A 17,390-nucleotide genomic window follows, 5' to 3' on the forward strand; every position below is an offset into this window, starting at 1 on the left:
TATCCGCTGCAATTAACCTCCCTCTAACACCCTTGCCGTAGCGTTCATTCCACGAAGGAATCGTGAGGGTTGAGTATGCGTACTCAGAATGAGTTGGTACCGTATTTCCGCGAGATCGACCGGCGCACAGACCGGGCTCTTGAAGGTGTTCGGGAAGTTAGAAAATCTGCAAAGTTGCGGGCGCTTCCGGCCGAACCCAAGCCGTGGTTCATAAATACCGGCTTTCTGGTTCTTTTGACGTTTTTTGTCGCCTTGTTCGCGAGCTGAACCAAACCGTCTATCGTCGGCCTTGAACTGATACGCAAGGTCCAGCTATGTCGGCTGCTTGGTACTCAAATGGGGCGGCAGCATGACCGAATATCCGATTTCACTTTGGTCCTTCAATCTCGGTAGAGCGCCCAGATCTGTGGCCGCGCTGGCGGACATGATTGCGGAGGGGCTCGAGAGGGCAGCGTCAGGAGGCGCGAAGCTTCTCGTCCTGCCGGAATACCTCGCCGAGACATGCCTTGCCTTCAAACCGGCGGGACTACGGCCAGATCAGGAAATGGGCTTCCTGGCTGATGTTGGTGACGATCTGTTTCCGCTGCTGTCCGAATTGCCGCAAAAGACAGGCGTCTCATTGTTGGCCGGGACATGGCCGGTGAAAACACCCTGCGGGATTACAAATACAGCGGTTCTGCTGACCGCTGATGGCCGCGAAATCCGCCAAGATAAATTAAGCCTCACACCCTTTGAGCAGGAAGAAGACATCTGGCATCTGGTGCCCGGAACGGAGCTGAAGGTGTTTGAGCTGGATGGTCTGAAGATGGCCATCCTGATCTGCCTGGACATTGAAATGCCAGCGCTGAGCTGTCTTCTTGCCAAAGAAAAAGTCGACCTCATCCTCGTACCGTCGATGACGGAAAAACTCTCCGGCTATCACCGTGTGTTCGGTTGTGCAAAAGCGCGGGCGGTCGAATTGATGTGCGCCGTTGCAGCCTGCGGCGTTGTAGGCCGTGCGGAAGGCACAACGCAGAACGACACGAATGTTTCCGGAGCTGCGCTCTATGTGCCGTGTGAAGAAGAGCTTGGATTCGAAGGTGTTGGCGCTGAACTGAAGCCGACAGGCGGCGTCGGCGGTGAAGAATTATTTCTAACCACGCCAGTTCCAGTCGGCGTGATTCGAGCCTTGCGCGACGGCGGTGCAGAGGTTTGGCCGGGCGCTTGGACGGACGAAAACGTAACACTTTTAAAAATGTGACACTCATTGCGTAGTTTTAATGCGTATATGCGCACAATGTGCGTTTTTTGCTAGACGGCAAACAAACTGCGCTATATAAGCCAGCGTCTCAACTTCACCATTCTAGGATTGGTATGGCTTTTGCCCCGACGATATCGGCGTTCGACGCCTCGTGGCTGCGCGGTTTTGCTGGTTTGTTTGTCAAACCGGCCCGCCTGCAGATCGCGGCGTTGTGTTGCCGGAAGGGCGAACAGGAGCATGAGATCCTTCTCGTGTCGACACGGGACACCGGCCGGTTGATTTTGCCGAAAGGATGGCCCGAGGCGGACATGCCGGCCTTCGAGACGGCTCTGCTTGAAGCTTATGAAGAGGCTGGGGTGATCGGCAAGGCAGATCATCGGCCTCTGGGCAGTTTTCGGTCCTACAAGGGGCTCGCAAGTGGCTTGAAACTGCGCACCAAAGTGCTTGTGTTCAAGGTGGAGTTTGAAAGCCAAGTCGATAATTTTCCTGAGCTGGGGCAACGCAAGCGCATTTGGATGCCTGTCTCTGAGGCTATTGAAAAGGCTGATGAACCGGCCTTGCGGCGTTTCTTGAAGCGGCATCGCAACCAGCTTTTCTAATCGATCTGTCAGAACGTTTGAGCGGTCTGTGACACGTCTGCGTCGCAAGGCTGTTGCAAGGCTGCTGGCATATTCAGTTTACTCCGGCGCGGTGCGGACCTGAAGGTCTTCTTGCGACAGGCTGCCGGTGAGCGGATCTGAAAGACGGGTACTGTGCGTTCGGGGGACAACCTGACACCAAAGGCACTCGATAAGGATCTCGACCGGGTCGGGTTTCTTGGCGATGCTGCAGAAGCGATGGGCCGGCGCTTGATTGCGCCCGGGCTTGCCATCTGCTTTTTGGCGGTCTGCGCAATCCTCGCGTCCCTGCAATTTGCAGCGTCGGATGTCTCAAACGTTCTGATCCTGGTCACCGGTGCAACGGTCGGCGGCTATCTCGCCATCACCATTGGCGCCAATGATGTTGCCAACAATGTCGGACCTGCAGTTGGCGCGCGGGTGGTCAGCATAACAACGGCGCTGATCATCGCTGCGATTTGCGAAAGTGCGGGCGCGTTGTTGGCCGGTGGTGACGTGGTCACCACGATTTCGACTGAGATCATCGCGCCAGATGACATCCCTGAAAACTTCCGCTTCATGAAAGCAATGCTGACCGCCATGGCAGCGGCGGCGATCTGGATCAACATTGCCACGCTCATTGGTGCGCCAGTCTCCACGACCCACACGATAATCGGTGGCGTGGTGGGGGCAGGCGTTGCGGCCAGCAGCTTTGCTGCGATCAACTGGTCAACGCTTGGGGTCATTGCCGCTACCTGGGTCGCATCGCCTTTCTTGGGCGGACTTGTTGCAGCGTTGCTGCTTGCCTTTATCAATGCCAAGGTCATCTACACGGACGACAAGCTTTCTGCAGCTCGCTTCTGGCTGCCGATCCTCTTGGGCGGATTGGCTGCGACCTTTACCGCCTATATGACCCATAAAGGTCTTCATCGGCTGATCGTTCTGCCGTTTGTCCCGGCAACGCTGGCACCAATTGTTGTGGGGGCCATGGTCTGGGCCATCTATCGGCGCGTGGTAGCCAGTCAGGCGTTGTTCCTCGACAATCGAACACAGTCTTTGCGCTCTCTCTTTGCGATCCCATTGATTTGTTCAGCTGCTCTTCTGTCGTTTGCGCATGGCGCGAACGACGTGGCGAACGCAATCGGGCCGCTGGCGGCGATCGTCAACAGCCAGTCCGATGAAATCAATGACTTGCACTACTGGATTCTCGGCCAGCTCAACCCGGTTGCACCGCTTTGGGTGAGCGCTGTCGGAGCCTTTGGCATTTCGGCCGGCCTTCTACTGTTTGGCCGCCGTCTTGTAACAGTTGTCGGCAAACGGATTACCAAGCTGAACCCGATCCGGGCGTTCTGCGTCACGCTGGCAACATCTGGAACGGTGCTGACAGCATCCGGGCTTGGGTTGCCGGTCTCGTCCACTCATATCGCTGTGGGCGCCATTTTTGGCGTTGGTCTGTTTCGCGAGTGGTACAGAAACCGGTTCGTCCCCCAGAAGGTGAATGGCAAGCGCCATCAGCCTATCCGCAACCGGGAAGAACGCCGCCGGCGGCTTTTGGTACGCCGGACTAACCTGGTCACCATCATCGGTGCCTGGATCGTCACGGTCCCGGCGTGTGCGCTCCTATCTGCGGGGTTCTTTCATGTGTTCGATTATCTGTTGATCACACAATAGCCCGGTGTCGTCCAGCACCAGAGATTCAGGCAAGATGGCCTGTTGGCTCAAGGGCGAGCTCTGCCCAAACGGGAAGATGATCTGACGCGATCCGCGCTGTCTTTGATTTGTGAACCCCGGCCTTTTGAACGGTGAATTCCGGACTGGTGATGATCCGGTCCAGACTGCCAACGGGCAGGGGACTTGGAAAGCTCCGGCCGGGCGTTGTGACTTCGTAGCGTTTTTCCAGGAGACGGATGCTTTTCGCATCATCGCGCCATTCGTTCAGATCGCCGATCAAAATGGTCGGCAAATAATCCAGGCCTTCGTGAAGCTGGTGCATGAGCGAGGAAATCTGTTTCTTGCGGAAATGACCGATCAGGCTGAGGTGCATGGCGGCGACCCGGATCTTCTGATCCTCCACTGCCAAATCCACGGCCACGGCGCCCCGCGGCTCCAAGGTTGGCAATTCAATTCGCCGGTGATCCAGAATTTCAATGCCTTGCCGGACCAAAATGGCATTCCCATGCCAGCCGAGGCTGTGTTCGCCAACCGCAAAGGGCACCGGGCGGAAGTTGGTCTGCGCAAGAATATGATCGCGGTCGAGAGTGCTCTCGCGCGGTCCGAAGCGTTTGTCGGCTTCCTGCAAGGCGATCACGTCGCATTGCAGCTCACCAATGACCTTCAATGTCCGGTCTGGTCGCCGCCGCGCATCGACACCAATCGATTTTTGTATGTTGTAGGAGCCGATCTTCAGCATTGGGCGGAGTTTGGTGACCCTTGCAATTTCGTTATATCTGAGGACATCAAGCGCCCCTTGTAGCGGAATTATGCAGCCTTGTATCCGTCCATGCGCTGTGTGGCGCGTTTCAGGGCTTCAAAACATGTTGAATCCAACGCAGATCCGACATCGCTCTCCAAAATACCGAGGGCTTTTGCGAGCGGCATGGCTGCGCGGTAAGGCCGCTCTGCCGTCAGGGCATCGAAGATATCTGCCATCGTAACGATCCGCGTCTCCATGGAGATCCTGCTTGCGGTCAACCCATCAGGATAGCCGCGCCCGTCGAGCTTCTCGTGATGCCCGCGCCCGATCGGAGCCAAGTCTTTGAAGGCGTCGATACGAAGGAGGATCTCGTCGGTAAAGACGGGATGAAGGCGGATTGCTTCCCATTCCAGATCGTCGAGTTTGCCGGGCTTGTCGAGAATGGAGTTGCTGACACCAAGCTTGCCGATATCGTGCAGCAATGCCGCGCGTCTCAAGAGTTGCCGGTCCCGGGCGCTGTACCCCAGTTCTTCCGCAATCATGTCGGTGTAAAGCGTGACCCGTTCGCTGTGCCCCGCTGTGTAAGGGCTCTTTGAGTCAATGACCTGCGCGAACCCGAGAGCGATATCGTCCAGCTGGTCATCATCGGTGAAGCGGACGTTCTGGGCCGGTTCCAGTCCGTACACGGTCGCCTCCAGATCGTCCGATTGGAGTGTGTCCCAAAATCCTGTCTCTGAAGCGGTTGTTTCCGCGGCTGCGACCAAGGCCGGATCAAACCAGGATCCGCTGCGCTCTTTTATTTCTGTGAGCGCGCTGTCTTTACCCGCGTTGATCTGGAACACGTCGATCACCTGCGCCAACAACGCGATCTGTGAGAACAGCGGTATGTCAGCCTGTTTCAGCCCATGCGGACGCCCCTGACCGTTCCAGTGCTCATCGAGGCTGTAAATCCCGTCTACAACCGGCTGAGAAAAATGCATCTGGCGGGCAATGTCCGCGCCGCGCTGGCAACGGGTCTCGATCATCTCCGTCGCAATATCGCCGCCGTTCTGCAAAATGTTGACGATCGCCCGGACCCGTTCGGCAAAGCCGTGTTTCAAACCGGTATGCGACAGCACAAACCGAAGTGCAGCAGGCAGGCTGGTCCCAATGGTCTTGAAATCGTGCTTGAAGGTCAGGTCATCCGTCAAATAGAGCTCGCAAATGCGTGCCGCATTGCTGGAACACCCGAGATCTTTCAAGAGCAGCGTATAATAAAGGTCGCTGAGTTCTGCTTCCGGCAGACCGATTTGCCGCCCGATGTGGATGCCGATCCAGCAGCAGCGGACACAATGCCCACGTGGTTGGCCTTCGGTAATGTCGAGGGCGTGACTGAGCGCTCCGAAGAGCTCGGCCAGACGGATCTTACTTGTGTTTTCAGCTGGCAAAAGAAACGACCCTTACGCTCGAGTTCGCGTAAGGGTCGCCGAAGAACCTTAAGATGCGGTTGTTGTACGCGCAGGCTGTGGTCAGGCCGCGGCCAACTCCTGGGCGCTTTCGACAAGGATGCCGGCAACATAGTCCATGAAAGAGACCCAAGCCTCGACCACGAATGTGTCTTCACCCGTGCGCCAGATCATGACTGGAGACTTGTGGAAGATTGTCCGGGTGACTGTACCCACCGGGAACTTTTCCAGTGAGAAATCGATGAATATCCCCGTGTTCAGCAACCAGCTGGCCTTTGGACCTGAAACGATCAAAGCTTCCGAGCGGTGCGAAATGTCGGTGAGGGAGTGCGGCTGACCGTCCAGTTTGGCCTCGATCCCGTCAAACACAGCCTGAAGCTCGTCTTCCGGCGCCAAAAGCGTCCATTCGTCCGGCCCCATCCAAAGCGCTGCCCGTTTTGCCGACGTTTCCGCACCGAGCGGGGTCACCGGCAATTTCGCGCCGAAAGCTTCACCCGCCGCCGGGATGGCAGTTTCGCGCAACCGGAGCGACAGCCGTGTCATCGGCGCTGCCTTCAGAATTGAGACATCCGGAAGGCTGAGGAGCGGGGTTTCGCCGGCGTCCGGCGTGATGACGTCACTGGCAAGAAGATCAGACATTGAGCCGCGCTCCTTCCTTGTCAAAGAATATTGGGCTGGTCACTTCCACCTCGATGCCGCCATCCGGCATTGGCACATAAAGCGACTTGCCATGAAGGGCATGGCCGTTTTTCACAATCGCCAGGGCGATCGTCCGGCCCATGGCGGGACTGAAGTAAGATGAAGTCACATGACCTTCCGCTGGTGTTCCGGTGGCCGGGTTTTGCGTAACAGTGATCTGTGCGCCTTCTTCCAGCTTGACCTTCGGATCCTTGGTCAGGAGGCCGACGAACTGCTTGCGGTTTTCGGCGACAAGATCCGGGCGTTCCAGGCCGCGTTTGCCGACGAAGTCATGCTTTTTCTTGCCGATGGCCCAGCTCATGCCGGCGTCTTGCGGGGTGACAGTCCCGTCGGTGTCCTGACCGACGATGATGTACCCCTTTTCGGCGCGCAGAACGTGCATTGTCTCCGTGCCATATGCTGTGCCGTTGTGCTTTTCGATTTCACCTGCCAGCGTTTCCCACATCATCTTGCCATGGCGGCGCGGGACATTGATCTCGAACCCGAGTTCGCCGGTAAAGGAGATGCGGAACAGGCGGCACGGAACACCGCAGAAGGTGCCTTCCTTGACGCTCATGTGCGGGAAAGCCTCTGCGGACAGGTCAATGCCTTCGATGAACGGGGCGATCACTTCACGGGCCTTAGGTCCCTGAACTGCGGCCACTGCGTATTGCTCAGTGGTGGAGGTGATCCAGACGTCGAGGTCCGGCCATTCGGTCTGCAAATAATCTTCCATCGTGGCAAAGACGCTCGGCGCACCGCCGGTGGTCGTGGTCACGTGGAAGCGGTCGTCTGCCAAACGGCCAATGACACCATCGTCGACGATGAAGCCGGCGTCGTTCAGCAAGAGACCATAGCGGCAGCGGCCAGGAGCCAGCTTTTTCCAAGGATTGGTGTACATCCGCTCTAGGAATTCGGCTGCATCCGGTCCGGCCACCTCGATCTTGCCAAGAGTGGACGCATCAAACAGGCCAACGCTTTCACGCACAGTAGCGCATTCCCTAGCGACGGCTGCATGCATGTCCTCGCCCGACTTCGGGAAGTACCAAGTCCGTTTCCACTGTCCGACGTCTTCATAAACGCCGCCATTGGCGACAACCCAGTCGTGGGACGGGGTCTTGCGGACCGGATCAAAATGATCGCCGCGGGCAACGCCTGCGAACAGACCAAAGGTTGTTGGCGTATAGGGTAAGCGGAACGTCGTCAGACCGACATCCACGATCGGCTTTTCCAGAGCGCCAGAGGCGATGGAAAGCGCATTCATGTTGGATAGACGCCCCTGGTCCGTCGCCATGCCGGTCGTCGTGTAGCGTTTGATGTGCTCAATCGACTGCATGCCTTCGCGCGCGGCCAGTTTGATGTCCTTGGCGGTCACGTCGTTCTGGTAGTCGACAAACGCCTTCACGCGCGAGGCATTGCGGTCATGGGGCAGGGCACCGAGAACAGCGCCTTGGCCTGCTTCCCCGCCGGATGCGGCGGCGTATGTGACCTTGGCTTCCTTGCCGATCGCAGCTTTTGCCGCTGTTTCACCAGCAGTATAGCCGTCCTCAAGTGTTGCCTGAAGGCCGTAGAGACCTTTAGCGGCTCCAGCCGAGCGCTCGTTTTGAACGGATTTTCCAGGAACGTAAGCACCAACGGTTTCGTCCCAGACAACCTTGCCGCGGGACTGTGAGTAAAGGCTCACGGTCGGTGTCCAGCCGCCCGACATCAGGATTGCGTCGCACGCGACCTGACCAGCGGATGCGACCTGGCCGGAGGTCATCAAACGGCCGAGCAGGGCGGCCTTGACCCGTTTGCGCCCAAGGGTACCGGTCACAACGCAACCAGCCTCAACCCGAATGCCGCGGGCCTGTGCAATGGCCACAAGGTTTTCTGGCGGGGTTTCACGCAAGTCGGCGATGGCCACGACGTCCACGCCGTGATCGGCGAGATCGAAAGCCGCCTGCCAGGCAGTGTCACAAGCGGTTGCGACAAGCACCTTGTTGCCGACCTTGACACCATAGCGGTTGAGATAGGTCCGACCGGCATCGGCGAGCAAGATGCCGGGGCGGTCGTTTTCCGGGAAGACCATCGGGCGTTCGATGGCTCCGGAGGCGATCACCACCTCCTTGGCGCGAACCTGCCAGAGGCGTTCGCGCGGCAGCTTCGGATCCGGGTCGCTGAGGTGCTCGGTTACACGCTCGGCAAGAGCGATGTAGTTGTGCGCGAAGTAGCCAAACGCAGTCGTCCGGGACAAAAGCGTGACGTTGTCCATAGATGCCAACTTGGCAACTGTTTCCTGGACCCACTCGATCGGGGTTTTGCCGTCGATGGTTGCGTTTTCGTCCGACAGGAGCGAACCGCCAAATTCGGCCTGCTCGTCACACAGTATGACCTTTGCGCCGGTTTCAGCTGCGGCCACCGCTGCGGCAAGACCGGCTGGTCCGGACCCGGCCACCAGTACATCGCAGTGCGCGTAGATGTTGCCGTAGGTGTCGTGATCCGGGTTTTTTGGCGGTTTGCCAAGACCGGCCGCAGCACGGATGACCGGCTCATAAACGCGGTCCCAGAAGGCCTTTGGCCACATAAAAGTCTTGTAGTAGAAGCCCGCCGGAAATAAGGGCGACAAGAGGTCGTTGACCGCGCCGACGTCAAAGCCGAGCGACGGGAAACGGTTCTGTGAGATCGCCTCAAGGCCTTGGTAGACTTCCACCTGGGTTGCCCGCAGGTTCGGGGTCTGATCGCCCTTGCGATAGATGCCGACCAGTGCGTTCGGCTCTTCGGAGCCTGCTGTCACGATGCCGCGCGGACGGTGGTACTTGAAGGACCGCCCGACCAGGTGAACACCGTTTGCCAGCAGTGCCGAGGCAAGGGTGTCGCCCTTGTGGCCCTGCATCTCTTCCCCGTCGAAGGTGAAGGTCAGCTGTTCGCCGCGGTCGATCCGGCCGCCTTTTTCAGTACGGAATGGCTGGCTCATTTGCCGGCCTCCTTGGCCAATTCGTCAAGATCCGGCATCGGTTCGCCAGCCTTGTAAAACTTTAGGAAGTCGTCGCTCACGGTGTGACGGACGGCGTTGAAGAACCGGCCACAACCATGGATGTGGCGCCAGCGTTCCGCGTAAACACCCTTGGTGTTGTCGCGCATGTAGAGATACTCAACCCAACCTTCGTCGGTGACTTGTGCAGGGTCGGACGGGCGGGCTATGTGCGCCTGGCCGCGGCAGGAAAACTCGGTTTCCGGACGCTCGACCTGGCAGTAAGGGCAGTAAACCAACAACATGTCTGTATTCTCCCCTTAGTGTGCCACGGCGGCGGCGGCCGCTTCGTCGATCAGACGGCCGGTCTTGAACCGGTCGATCGTGAAAGGTGCATTGATCGGGTGCGGTTCGTCCTTGGCAATCGTATGCGCAAAGACGTGTCCGGAGCCCGGTGTTGCCTTGAAACCGCCTGTGCCCCAGCCGCAGTTCACGTAAAGACCCTGGACCGGTGTTTTGGACAGGATTGGTGAGCGATCGGGGGTTACGTCCACGATGCCACCCCAGTTGCGCAACATGCGCATGCGCCGGAAGTGCGGGAACAGTTCGCAGATCGCGTCAATGGTATGGTTGGAAATGTGGATGCCGCCTGTCTGGCTGTAGGAGATGAACTGATCCGTGCCTGCACCAATCACCAGTTCGCCCTTGTCGGACTGGGAGATGTAGGCATGGATCGTGTTCGACATCACGACACAGGGGAAGGCGGGCTTGACCGGTTCGGAGACGAGTGCCTGTAGTGGGAAGGACTCCAGCGGCATCCGCACACCGGCCATATCCATGACGGTTGTGGTGTTGCCGGCAGCCACGACGGCGACCTTCTTGGCCTTGATGAAACCCTTGGCCGTTTCAACACCTTCAACAGCGCCATCGGCGCCGCGCTTGATGCCGGTGACGAGGCAATTCTGGATGATGTCGACGCCCATGTCGTCTGCGCCGCGCGCATAGCCCCAGGCCACCGCATCGTGACGGGCGGTGCCGCCAACGCGCTGAAGGGCCGCGCCCATTACCGGATAGCGGATGTCCTTGGAGATATTGAGCGGTGGGCAGTATTCCTTGGCTTGTTCCGGCGTCAGCCATTCGTTTTGAACACCGGCCAGCCGGTTGGCGTGGATGTGGCGCTGTGCAACCTGAACGTCGTGGACTGTGTGGGCCAGCATCATGACGCCGCGCGCGGAGTACATGACGTTGTAGTTTAGTTCCTGTGACAGGCCGTCCCACAAATCAATGGCGTGATTGTAAAGCGCCGCGCTTTCTTCCCAGAGATAGTTGGAGCGCACAATGGTGGTGTTCCGGCCCGTATTGCCGCCGCCAAGCCAGCCTTTTTCAAGAACCGCAACGTTGCGTACGCCGTGTTCCTTGGCAAGGTAATAGGCGGTAGCAAGACCGTGGCCACCGGCGCCGATGATGACCACGTCATACTCGGCTTTGGGCTCCGGAGCGCGCCATTGGCGGCCCCAGTTCTGGTGCGCGGAAAAGGCATTTTTTGCCAGTTCCAGGAAGGAATAACGCTTCATAAAGAGCGGCTCCGCACGTTTTGGACCATCACAGCCTTTCAGGTTAGAAAGACGGTCGCGGTCCGGTCCTTGTGTTCATGTCCTATGGGCACCGGCAATTGCCAATCGGCAAGCTGTGTCCGTTGGTGCGCATATTCGCGATTGCATGCCCATCTGCATATCAGGTTTCGGTCGCTTGTTGGTCTGAAAGCGACATATTCACCGGCACAGGTTTTCCGCAGGATTAGACATGCTGAAAACACGCGAAAAATGTAAGGCCTTGGGCTGTTTTTGGGCGCAGCAAGGAACAAACCGGCGCTCTTGAATGCGTAAATCCGACATTGGATGTCGTCCCGGTTCTTGCAAATGATCTCGCTCGGAGTAACTGTGCGGGTCAATAGCATTTAGGGAGATCGTCAAATGCAAGTTCGTGCAGCCGTGGCAGTGGGCGCCGGCAAGCCCCTCGAAGTAACCACAGTCAACCTGGAAGGCCCGCGGGCTTTTGAGGTTCTGGTGGAAGTCAAGGCAACTGGCATTTGCCATACGGATGAGTTCACCTTGTCCGGCGCGGATCCGGAAGGTCTCTTTCCGGCGATTCTCGGCCACGAAGGCGCAGGCGTTGTTGTTGAAGTCGGGAAGGGCGTCACGACCCTGAAGCCGGGCGATCATGTGATCCCGCTCTACACGCCGGAGTGCCGGACGTGTGAATACTGTCTGAACCCGAAAACCAACCTTTGTCAGGCAATCCGGTCCACACAGGGCCAGGGCCTTATGCCGGATGGGTCTTCCAGGTTCTCCACGCTCGATGGCGACCCGATCCTGCACTACATGGGGACATCCACCTTCGCGAACTACACCGTCGTTCCGGAGATCGCGCTGGCAAAGATTAACCCGGACGCCCCGTTCGACAAGGTTTGCTACATCGGCTGCGGCGTCACGACTGGCATCGGCGCCGTGATCAACACGGCCAAGGTCGAGATTGGATCGCGCGCGATTGTTTTTGGCCTCGGCGGCATTGGTCTGAACGTCATTCAGGGACTGCGGCTTGCCGGAGCAGACCAGATCGTTGGCGTTGACTTGAACCCGGCCAAGAAGGAAATGGCTGAGCGCTTCGGCATGACAGACTTCGTCAATCCGTCCGAGGTGGAGGAAGACCTGGTTCCGTATCTGGTGAACCTCACAAAGGGCGGTGCGGACTACACCTTCGATGCGACCGGAAACGTCAATGTCATGCGGACCGCACTGGAATCAGCGCACAAGGGCTGGGGCGAGTCGATCATCATTGGTGTGGCGCCGGCCGGTGCCGAGATTGCCACGCGTCCGTTCCAGCTGGTTACCGGACGCGTCTGGAAGGGCACGGCCTTCGGCGGCGCACGCGGGCGGACCGATGTCCCGCAGATCGTTGACTGGTACATGGACGGCAAGATCGAAATCGATCCGATGATCACGCACACCATGCCGCTCGAGGACATCAACAAGGGCTTCGATCTGATGCACAAAGGTGAGTCGATCCGCTCAGTGGTGCTCTACTAAGCTCGTGACGGATCTCAGTGTCAGATCTGCCCGCGCAGAAGATGGGGATGGCATATGGGATATGCTGAACCCCGTCTTCGCAGCCGGTGAAACCTACACGGTCGATCCCGATATCGACCGTGCCGGTGCGCTTGCCTATTGGACAGGCGGCAAAAAAGTCTTTGTGGTTGAAAGGGGTGGGCAACTTCTGGGCACCTACTACATCGTTCGAAACCAGAAGGGCGGTGGCTCTCATGTTTGCAATTGCGGGTTCGTCACCGCTGCTGCCGCGCAAGGCTTAGGCGTTGCCAGACTTATGCTGGAACATTCGCTCGAGACTGCAAAGGCGGACGGGTTTCGGGCGATGCAGTTCAACTTTGTCGTGTCGACAAACACGCGTGCGGTGGAGATCTGGCAGCGATATGGATTTGATGTCGTCGGCCGGTTGCCAGAGGCATTTCATCATCCGCGCGAGGGGTATGTCGATGCACTTGTCATGTACCGGAAGCTTTGACGGTGCGGATGCTAAAGTCTTAATGGAGTTTCCATGAAAACCCTTTCTGAAAACAAGTGTTTTGGCGGCGTTCAGGGCGTCTACAGCCACGAAAGCGCTGTGATCGGTCTGGAAATGACCTTCGCGGTCTATATCCCGCCGCAGGCCAAAGACGGTCCAGTGCCGTGCCTGTGGTATTTGTCCGGGCTGACCTGCACCCACGAAAACGCGATGACCAAGGCAGGTCTTCAGGCGCATGCCGCGGAGTTTGGCCTCGCGGTCGTATTTCCGGACACCAGTCCACGCGGTGAGGGTGTTGCCAACGACGAGGCCTACGATCTTGGCCAGGGCGCCGGATTTTACGTCAACGCAACCCAAGATCCATGGGCACCGCATTTCCAGATGGAAACATACATCGCAACTGAACTGCGCGACCTTGTGCAGGCGCAATTCCCGGTGTCGATCCACCATGGGATCACAGGGCACTCTATGGGAGGGCACGGTGCGCTGACACTGGCGATGAAGTACCCGAGCCAGTACCGCTCCTTGTCGGCCTTCTCACCGATCGCAAACCCAAGCCAATCCGACTGGGGACGCAAGCAACTCGACGCCTATTTTGGGGGCGATGAGAGCCTTTGGACGGCGCATGATGCTGTGTGCCTCCTGAAGGAAAAAGGCTGGGTTGAGGACATCCTCATTGACCAGGGCGCAGATGACCAGTTCTACGATCTGCTCAAACCCGAGGCGCTGGCCGCGGCACTTGCTGAGACAAAGACAGCCCACAGCTTCCGTCTGCAACCGGGCTACGATCATTCCTATTACTTCGTATCGACCTTTGCCCGCGATCATGTCGCCTGGCATGCCGCGCGCTTGAAGTAGGTCCAGTCATCTCGGGTGTATCCGGATCGCGCTGAGAGCCGGTGCGATCCAGCTTGCGATTGTGAGCTAAGTCCATGTTACGCGTGTGGACTCGGTATATCTAACTTTAGTTGTGGAAGCTTTCGTCTCAATTTAAAATAATTGTTCTGCATGGAATTTCGGGCCTTACGATAGCACGCTACGGTCGATATTGCTTTTTTTTGCTAAATTTACGGAGCGACCTATGATCGTCGTTGATCAAAAAGTAATTTATATAAAGGTCCCAAAAACAGGGAGTAGCACGGTAGCGGCGGCAATTTGGGAGCATTATGGAGTGCAGCGAACTACCCCAAGTAAAGAAGTCGTGAATCTCAATTTTTACGATCGCACACGAAAATCTATCGGTTGGCACGTCGCTTTTCACGATATCGAGAATTTTCTCGGAAGACATATCTCAGACTTCAAATCATTTACAGTTCTGAGGAACCCAACTGAACGTATTGTTTCAGCCTATCGTTGGTCCCGGCAAAAAGCGCCAGAGTTCTCGCTTTTTAGTTCTTTGGATGTTTTTCTGGAAGCGGTTCTCAACAAAGATCCGAACTTACCAAAGCTCTCCAGAATTCACGCTCAACCCCAGACTTCTTGGTTGCGGAATGCGGCAGGAGAAATTGAGCCGAGCCTAAGTATATATAGAATGGAAGAATTGCATAAATGCTTGGAATTTTTTGAAAAACACCTAAGTTTTGTGCCAAATTTAGGGCACTTGAACAACTCGATTAAGCATCCGGTGCAAATTGGATCGAAAACAAATTCTATGATCGAAAAGCTTTATGAGGATGATTTCGATCTCTACGAGAAACACTTCGGAAGATTGTTTGAAACAAGTAAATTATAAAACTGAATTCAATTTTTTTTGTAGAAACGACTGTCTTTCTTGAGGGTAGAAAATTCTGTCGACAGTTTTGGATTTGTGAGCTGGTCAGTGTGAAATTGGACCACTTCTGTTGATCTTTGGGTGTATCCGGATTGCACTGAGAGCCAGTGCGATCCAGCTTGCGATTGTCAGCAGTCCGCCAGTCGGGGCCGCCATCGGGAAAAGGCGGTTGCCGATTGTGGCGCGTGCGATTAAATCGCCGCTGAACAGGGTGATGCCAACGACCATAAGCGCAAAGGCAACCGGCAAAAACGGAACACGCCGGATCTGCGCGACGAGTCCCATCCCTAGAAACACGGGGGCGTGGAAGAGCAGCATGTGGGCTGCGGTCTTCATCAGACCGGTCGTATCCGCATGCGCCGAGAGAGCCAAAAACGCGACGCCCGAAGCCCCGCTCAAACCGCCAATGACCAAACCGAGACGGAGAAGTTTCGAGGTGGCGTCGGACATAGTGGGCGAGGTCTGCATAATCAGAAACTCGTTGGTTGGACAATCGATTGCATGAGGTCGGAAGGTCTTGCTTGCCGTTCCGGCATTGCGCCAGGATCTATAAACAATGGTCCCGGCTCGGGGGCCGGGACTGCATCTCAATCAAGTCAGGCTGCGGCGAGGCCGCGGCCTTCCAGAAGGGCGTCGATTTTCGGGGCGCGGCCGCGGAACGCGACATAAGCGTCTTCCGGATCCGGTCGACCGCCAGCGGAATAGATGTTGGTCAAGAGCTTGTCCGCTGTGTCCTTGTCGAAGATGTCACCGGCTTCCTTGAAAGCGCCGAAAGCATCTGCATCCATCACCTCTGACCACATATAGCTGTAATATCCGGATGAATAGCCGTCGCCGGAGAAGACATGTTGAAAATGCGGGATGCGGTGGCGCATGGTGATCGCTTTCGGCATGCCGATCTTATCAAGTTCGGCCTTTTCGAACGCGACCGGATCAAAGCTTGACGGATCGTCCAGCAAATGAAGCTTGAGATCGAGAAGGGCGCAGGCCGTATATTCCACGGTGGCGAAGCCTTGATTGAAGTTCGCGGCGGCAAGCAATTTGTCGAGCAACGCTTTTGGCATCGGTTCGCCGGTTTTGTAGTGAACGGCAAACCTGGAAAGAACTTCAGGTTCGGATAGCCAGTGTTCGTAGAGCTGCGATGGCAGCTCGACAAAATCGCGTGCGACAGATGTTCCGGAGATCATCGGGTAAGTGACATCCGACAGAAGCCCGTGCAGCCCGTGTCCGAACTCATGGAAGAGAGTGCGCGCATCATCAAATGTCAGAAGCGTGGCTTCACCCGATGCGCCCTTGGAGAAGTTCATGACATTGACGATGATCGGTGTTTCGCCGCCGATCAGCTTGTGCTGAGAGCGGAACGCACTCATCCAGGCGCCGGAGCGCTTGGAAGGACGAGCGAAATAGTCACCGAGGAACAGGCCTTTATGGCTTCCGTCAGGGTTCAAGACCTCAAAGGCCCGAACATCCGGATGGTAGACAGGCATGTCCTTGAGTTCCCGGAACGTGACACCGAAGAGGCGAGTTGCTGTGTCAAATGCCGCCTCGATTATCTTGTCGAGCTGCAGATATGGCTTCAGCTCGGCTTCATCGAGATCGTGCTCCGCCTTGCGGACCTTCTCTGAATAGAACCGCCAGTCCCATGCCTCGATCTCATGGTTTTCGCCCAGGCTCTGAGCCATCTCACCGAGTTTTTCTGCTTCCTCATGTGCGCGGGCAACAGCCGGCGTCCAAACCTTGGTCAAGAGATCGCGGACGTTTTCCGGTGTTTTGGCCATCGTGTCGTCGAGCTTGAAGGCGGCAAAGCTGTCAAAGCCCAAAAGCTTGGCTCTTTCAGCGCGCAGTTCCAGCGTGTTTTTGATGATTGCGCGGTTGTCCGTGTCGCCGCCTTTCTCACCGCGGGCAGACCATGCCTTGAACGCTTCTTCGCGCAGCCGACGGTTGGTGGAGAACTGCAGGAACGGCTCGATGGAAGAGCGGGAGAGGGTGATGACATGCTTGCCGTCAAGGCCGCGCTCCTTGGCGGCTTCTGCTGCTGCGGCGACCAGAAAGTCCGGCAGTCCGGCGCGGTCTTCCTCTGTCTCCAGAATCAGCTGGTATTCAGATTCATCTTTCAGCACATTTTGTGAAAACGAGGTGCCAAGGGTCGCAAGCTTTTGCGAGAGCTCTGCCATGCGGGCCTTGTCATCTGCTTCCAGCCCGGCTCCTGCGCGCTGGAACATCTTGTAATAACGTTCCAGGACCTTGGCATCTTCGGGGGGCAATCCGAGGGAGTCTTTTTCATCCCAAAGAGTGGCAATCCGGTTGTAGAGTTTGGCGTTGAGCAGTGTGTCGGAGCTGTGCTTGGCAAGCTTTGGAGCAAGATCGCGTTCGATCTTCTGGAGGGCTTCGTTGGTGTGGGCGCCGCTCAAATTGAAAAAGGTTCGTGCAACTTTGGACAGAGCCTTGCCCGATGTTTCCAGGGCAACAACCGTGTTTTCGAAGGTTGCCGGGGCCGCCTGATCCGCGATTGCATCGATCTCGGCGCGGGCCTCTGCCATGGAAACTTCGAAAGCCTCTTCGAAGTGGCCCGGCTCGATCTCAGAGAAAGGTGGGAGCTCGAAAGGCGTGGTCCAGTCGGTCAGCAACGGATTGGCGGTCATGAAAGTCCTCAAAAGGGTTCGAAATCGACTGCACTCAGATATGGCGCAAGCTGATCGTCCTTTAAAGAGGCGC

The 17,390-nt window shown here is 57.1% G+C and carries 16 protein-coding genes; 8 read left to right on the plus strand and 8 right to left on the minus strand.

What is annotated here, in order from left to right:
- The first annotated feature begins 75 nt into the window (after positions 1-75).
- The 4 genes from ACVDG4_RS02270 to ACVDG4_RS02285 all read left to right on the plus strand — a co-directional run bounded on the left by ACVDG4_RS02270 (position 76) and on the right by ACVDG4_RS02285 (position 3,507).
- The gene (locus tag ACVDG4_RS02270) at positions 76-267 is read left to right on the plus strand and encodes a hypothetical protein (RefSeq protein WP_447233873.1); all 192 of its coding nucleotides are present in this window, start codon (positions 76-78) and stop codon (positions 265-267) included.
- 82 nt (positions 268-349) lie between these two features.
- On the plus strand, positions 350-1,240 hold the full coding sequence (locus ACVDG4_RS02275; protein ID WP_447233874.1) for a nitrilase-related carbon-nitrogen hydrolase: 891 nt from the start codon (positions 350-352) through the stop codon (positions 1,238-1,240).
- A 113-nt stretch (positions 1,241-1,353) separates the two neighbouring features.
- Positions 1,354-1,839, plus strand: coding sequence for an NUDIX hydrolase (locus tag ACVDG4_RS02280; protein ID WP_447233875.1), 486 nt, complete (start codon positions 1,354-1,356; stop codon positions 1,837-1,839).
- A gap of 153 nt (positions 1,840-1,992) precedes the next feature.
- Positions 1,993-3,507 (plus strand): inorganic phosphate transporter, encoded by a 1,515-nt coding sequence (locus tag ACVDG4_RS02285; RefSeq protein ID WP_447233876.1) that lies wholly within the window; start codon positions 1,993-1,995, stop codon positions 3,505-3,507.
- 25 nt (positions 3,508-3,532) lie between these two features.
- Here the strand turns inward: ACVDG4_RS02285 and ACVDG4_RS02290 are convergent, their stop codons facing one another.
- The 6 genes from ACVDG4_RS02290 to ACVDG4_RS02315 all read right to left on the minus strand — a co-directional run bounded on the left by ACVDG4_RS02290 (position 3,533) and on the right by ACVDG4_RS02315 (position 10,899).
- The gene (locus tag ACVDG4_RS02290) at positions 3,533-4,246 is read right to left on the minus strand and encodes an endonuclease/exonuclease/phosphatase family protein (RefSeq protein ID WP_447233877.1); all 714 of its coding nucleotides are present in this window, start codon (positions 4,244-4,246) and stop codon (positions 3,533-3,535) included.
- 68 nt (positions 4,247-4,314) lie between these two features.
- On the minus strand, positions 4,315-5,676 hold the full coding sequence (locus ACVDG4_RS02295; RefSeq protein ID WP_447233878.1) for an HD-GYP domain-containing protein: 1,362 nt from the start codon (positions 5,674-5,676) through the stop codon (positions 4,315-4,317).
- Between the two features lie 81 nt (positions 5,677-5,757).
- Complete coding sequence (locus tag ACVDG4_RS02300) at positions 5,758-6,333, minus strand: sarcosine oxidase subunit gamma (protein WP_447233879.1); 576 nt, start codon at positions 6,331-6,333, stop codon at positions 5,758-5,760.
- Complete coding sequence (locus tag ACVDG4_RS02305) at positions 6,326-9,328, minus strand: sarcosine oxidase subunit alpha (protein ID WP_447233880.1); 3,003 nt, start codon at positions 9,326-9,328, stop codon at positions 6,326-6,328. The genes ACVDG4_RS02300 and ACVDG4_RS02305 overlap by 8 nt, the downstream gene beginning before the upstream one ends.
- Positions 9,325-9,630: a sarcosine oxidase subunit delta gene (locus ACVDG4_RS02310; RefSeq protein ID WP_447233881.1), complete on the minus strand. Its 306-nt coding sequence runs from the start codon at positions 9,628-9,630 to the stop codon at positions 9,325-9,327. The genes ACVDG4_RS02305 and ACVDG4_RS02310 overlap by 4 nt, the downstream gene beginning before the upstream one ends.
- Positions 9,631-9,645: 15 nt before the next feature.
- Complete coding sequence (locus ACVDG4_RS02315; protein ID WP_209175160.1) at positions 9,646-10,899, minus strand: sarcosine oxidase subunit beta family protein; 1,254 nt, start codon at positions 10,897-10,899, stop codon at positions 9,646-9,648.
- A 399-nt stretch (positions 10,900-11,298) separates the two neighbouring features.
- Here ACVDG4_RS02315 and ACVDG4_RS02320 point away from each other — a divergent pair, with 399 nt between their 5' ends.
- The 4 genes from ACVDG4_RS02320 (at position 11,299) to ACVDG4_RS02335 (ending at position 14,636) form a co-directional block, all read left to right on the plus strand.
- Positions 11,299-12,411, plus strand: a complete 1,113-nt coding sequence (locus ACVDG4_RS02320; protein ID WP_008194504.1) for an S-(hydroxymethyl)glutathione dehydrogenase/class III alcohol dehydrogenase — start codon at positions 11,299-11,301, stop codon at positions 12,409-12,411.
- 61 nt (positions 12,412-12,472) lie between these two features.
- Positions 12,473-12,904, plus strand: coding sequence for a GNAT family N-acetyltransferase (locus tag ACVDG4_RS02325; protein ID WP_447233882.1), 432 nt, complete (start codon positions 12,473-12,475; stop codon positions 12,902-12,904).
- A gap of 33 nt (positions 12,905-12,937) precedes the next feature.
- Complete coding sequence (gene fghA / locus ACVDG4_RS02330) at positions 12,938-13,762, plus strand: S-formylglutathione hydrolase (protein WP_447233883.1); 825 nt, start codon at positions 12,938-12,940, stop codon at positions 13,760-13,762.
- Between the two features lie 223 nt (positions 13,763-13,985).
- On the plus strand, positions 13,986-14,636 hold the full coding sequence (locus ACVDG4_RS02335; protein WP_447233884.1) for a sulfotransferase family 2 domain-containing protein: 651 nt from the start codon (positions 13,986-13,988) through the stop codon (positions 14,634-14,636).
- A gap of 84 nt (positions 14,637-14,720) precedes the next feature.
- Here ACVDG4_RS02335 and ACVDG4_RS02340 read toward each other — a convergent pair whose 3' ends face one another.
- Positions 14,721-15,125 carry a DUF423 domain-containing protein gene (locus ACVDG4_RS02340; RefSeq protein WP_447233885.1) on the minus strand — a complete coding sequence of 135 codons (405 nt, stop codon included), beginning with the start codon at positions 15,123-15,125 and terminating at the stop codon, positions 14,721-14,723.
- A gap of 146 nt (positions 15,126-15,271) precedes the next feature.
- A complete protein-coding gene (locus tag ACVDG4_RS02345) occupies positions 15,272-17,317 on the minus strand; it encodes a M3 family metallopeptidase (protein WP_447233886.1) in 2,046 nt (681 codons plus the stop codon).
- Positions 17,318-17,390 lie beyond the last annotated feature (73 nt).

The sequence above is a fragment of the Roseibium sp. MB-4 genome (assembly GCF_053005265.1).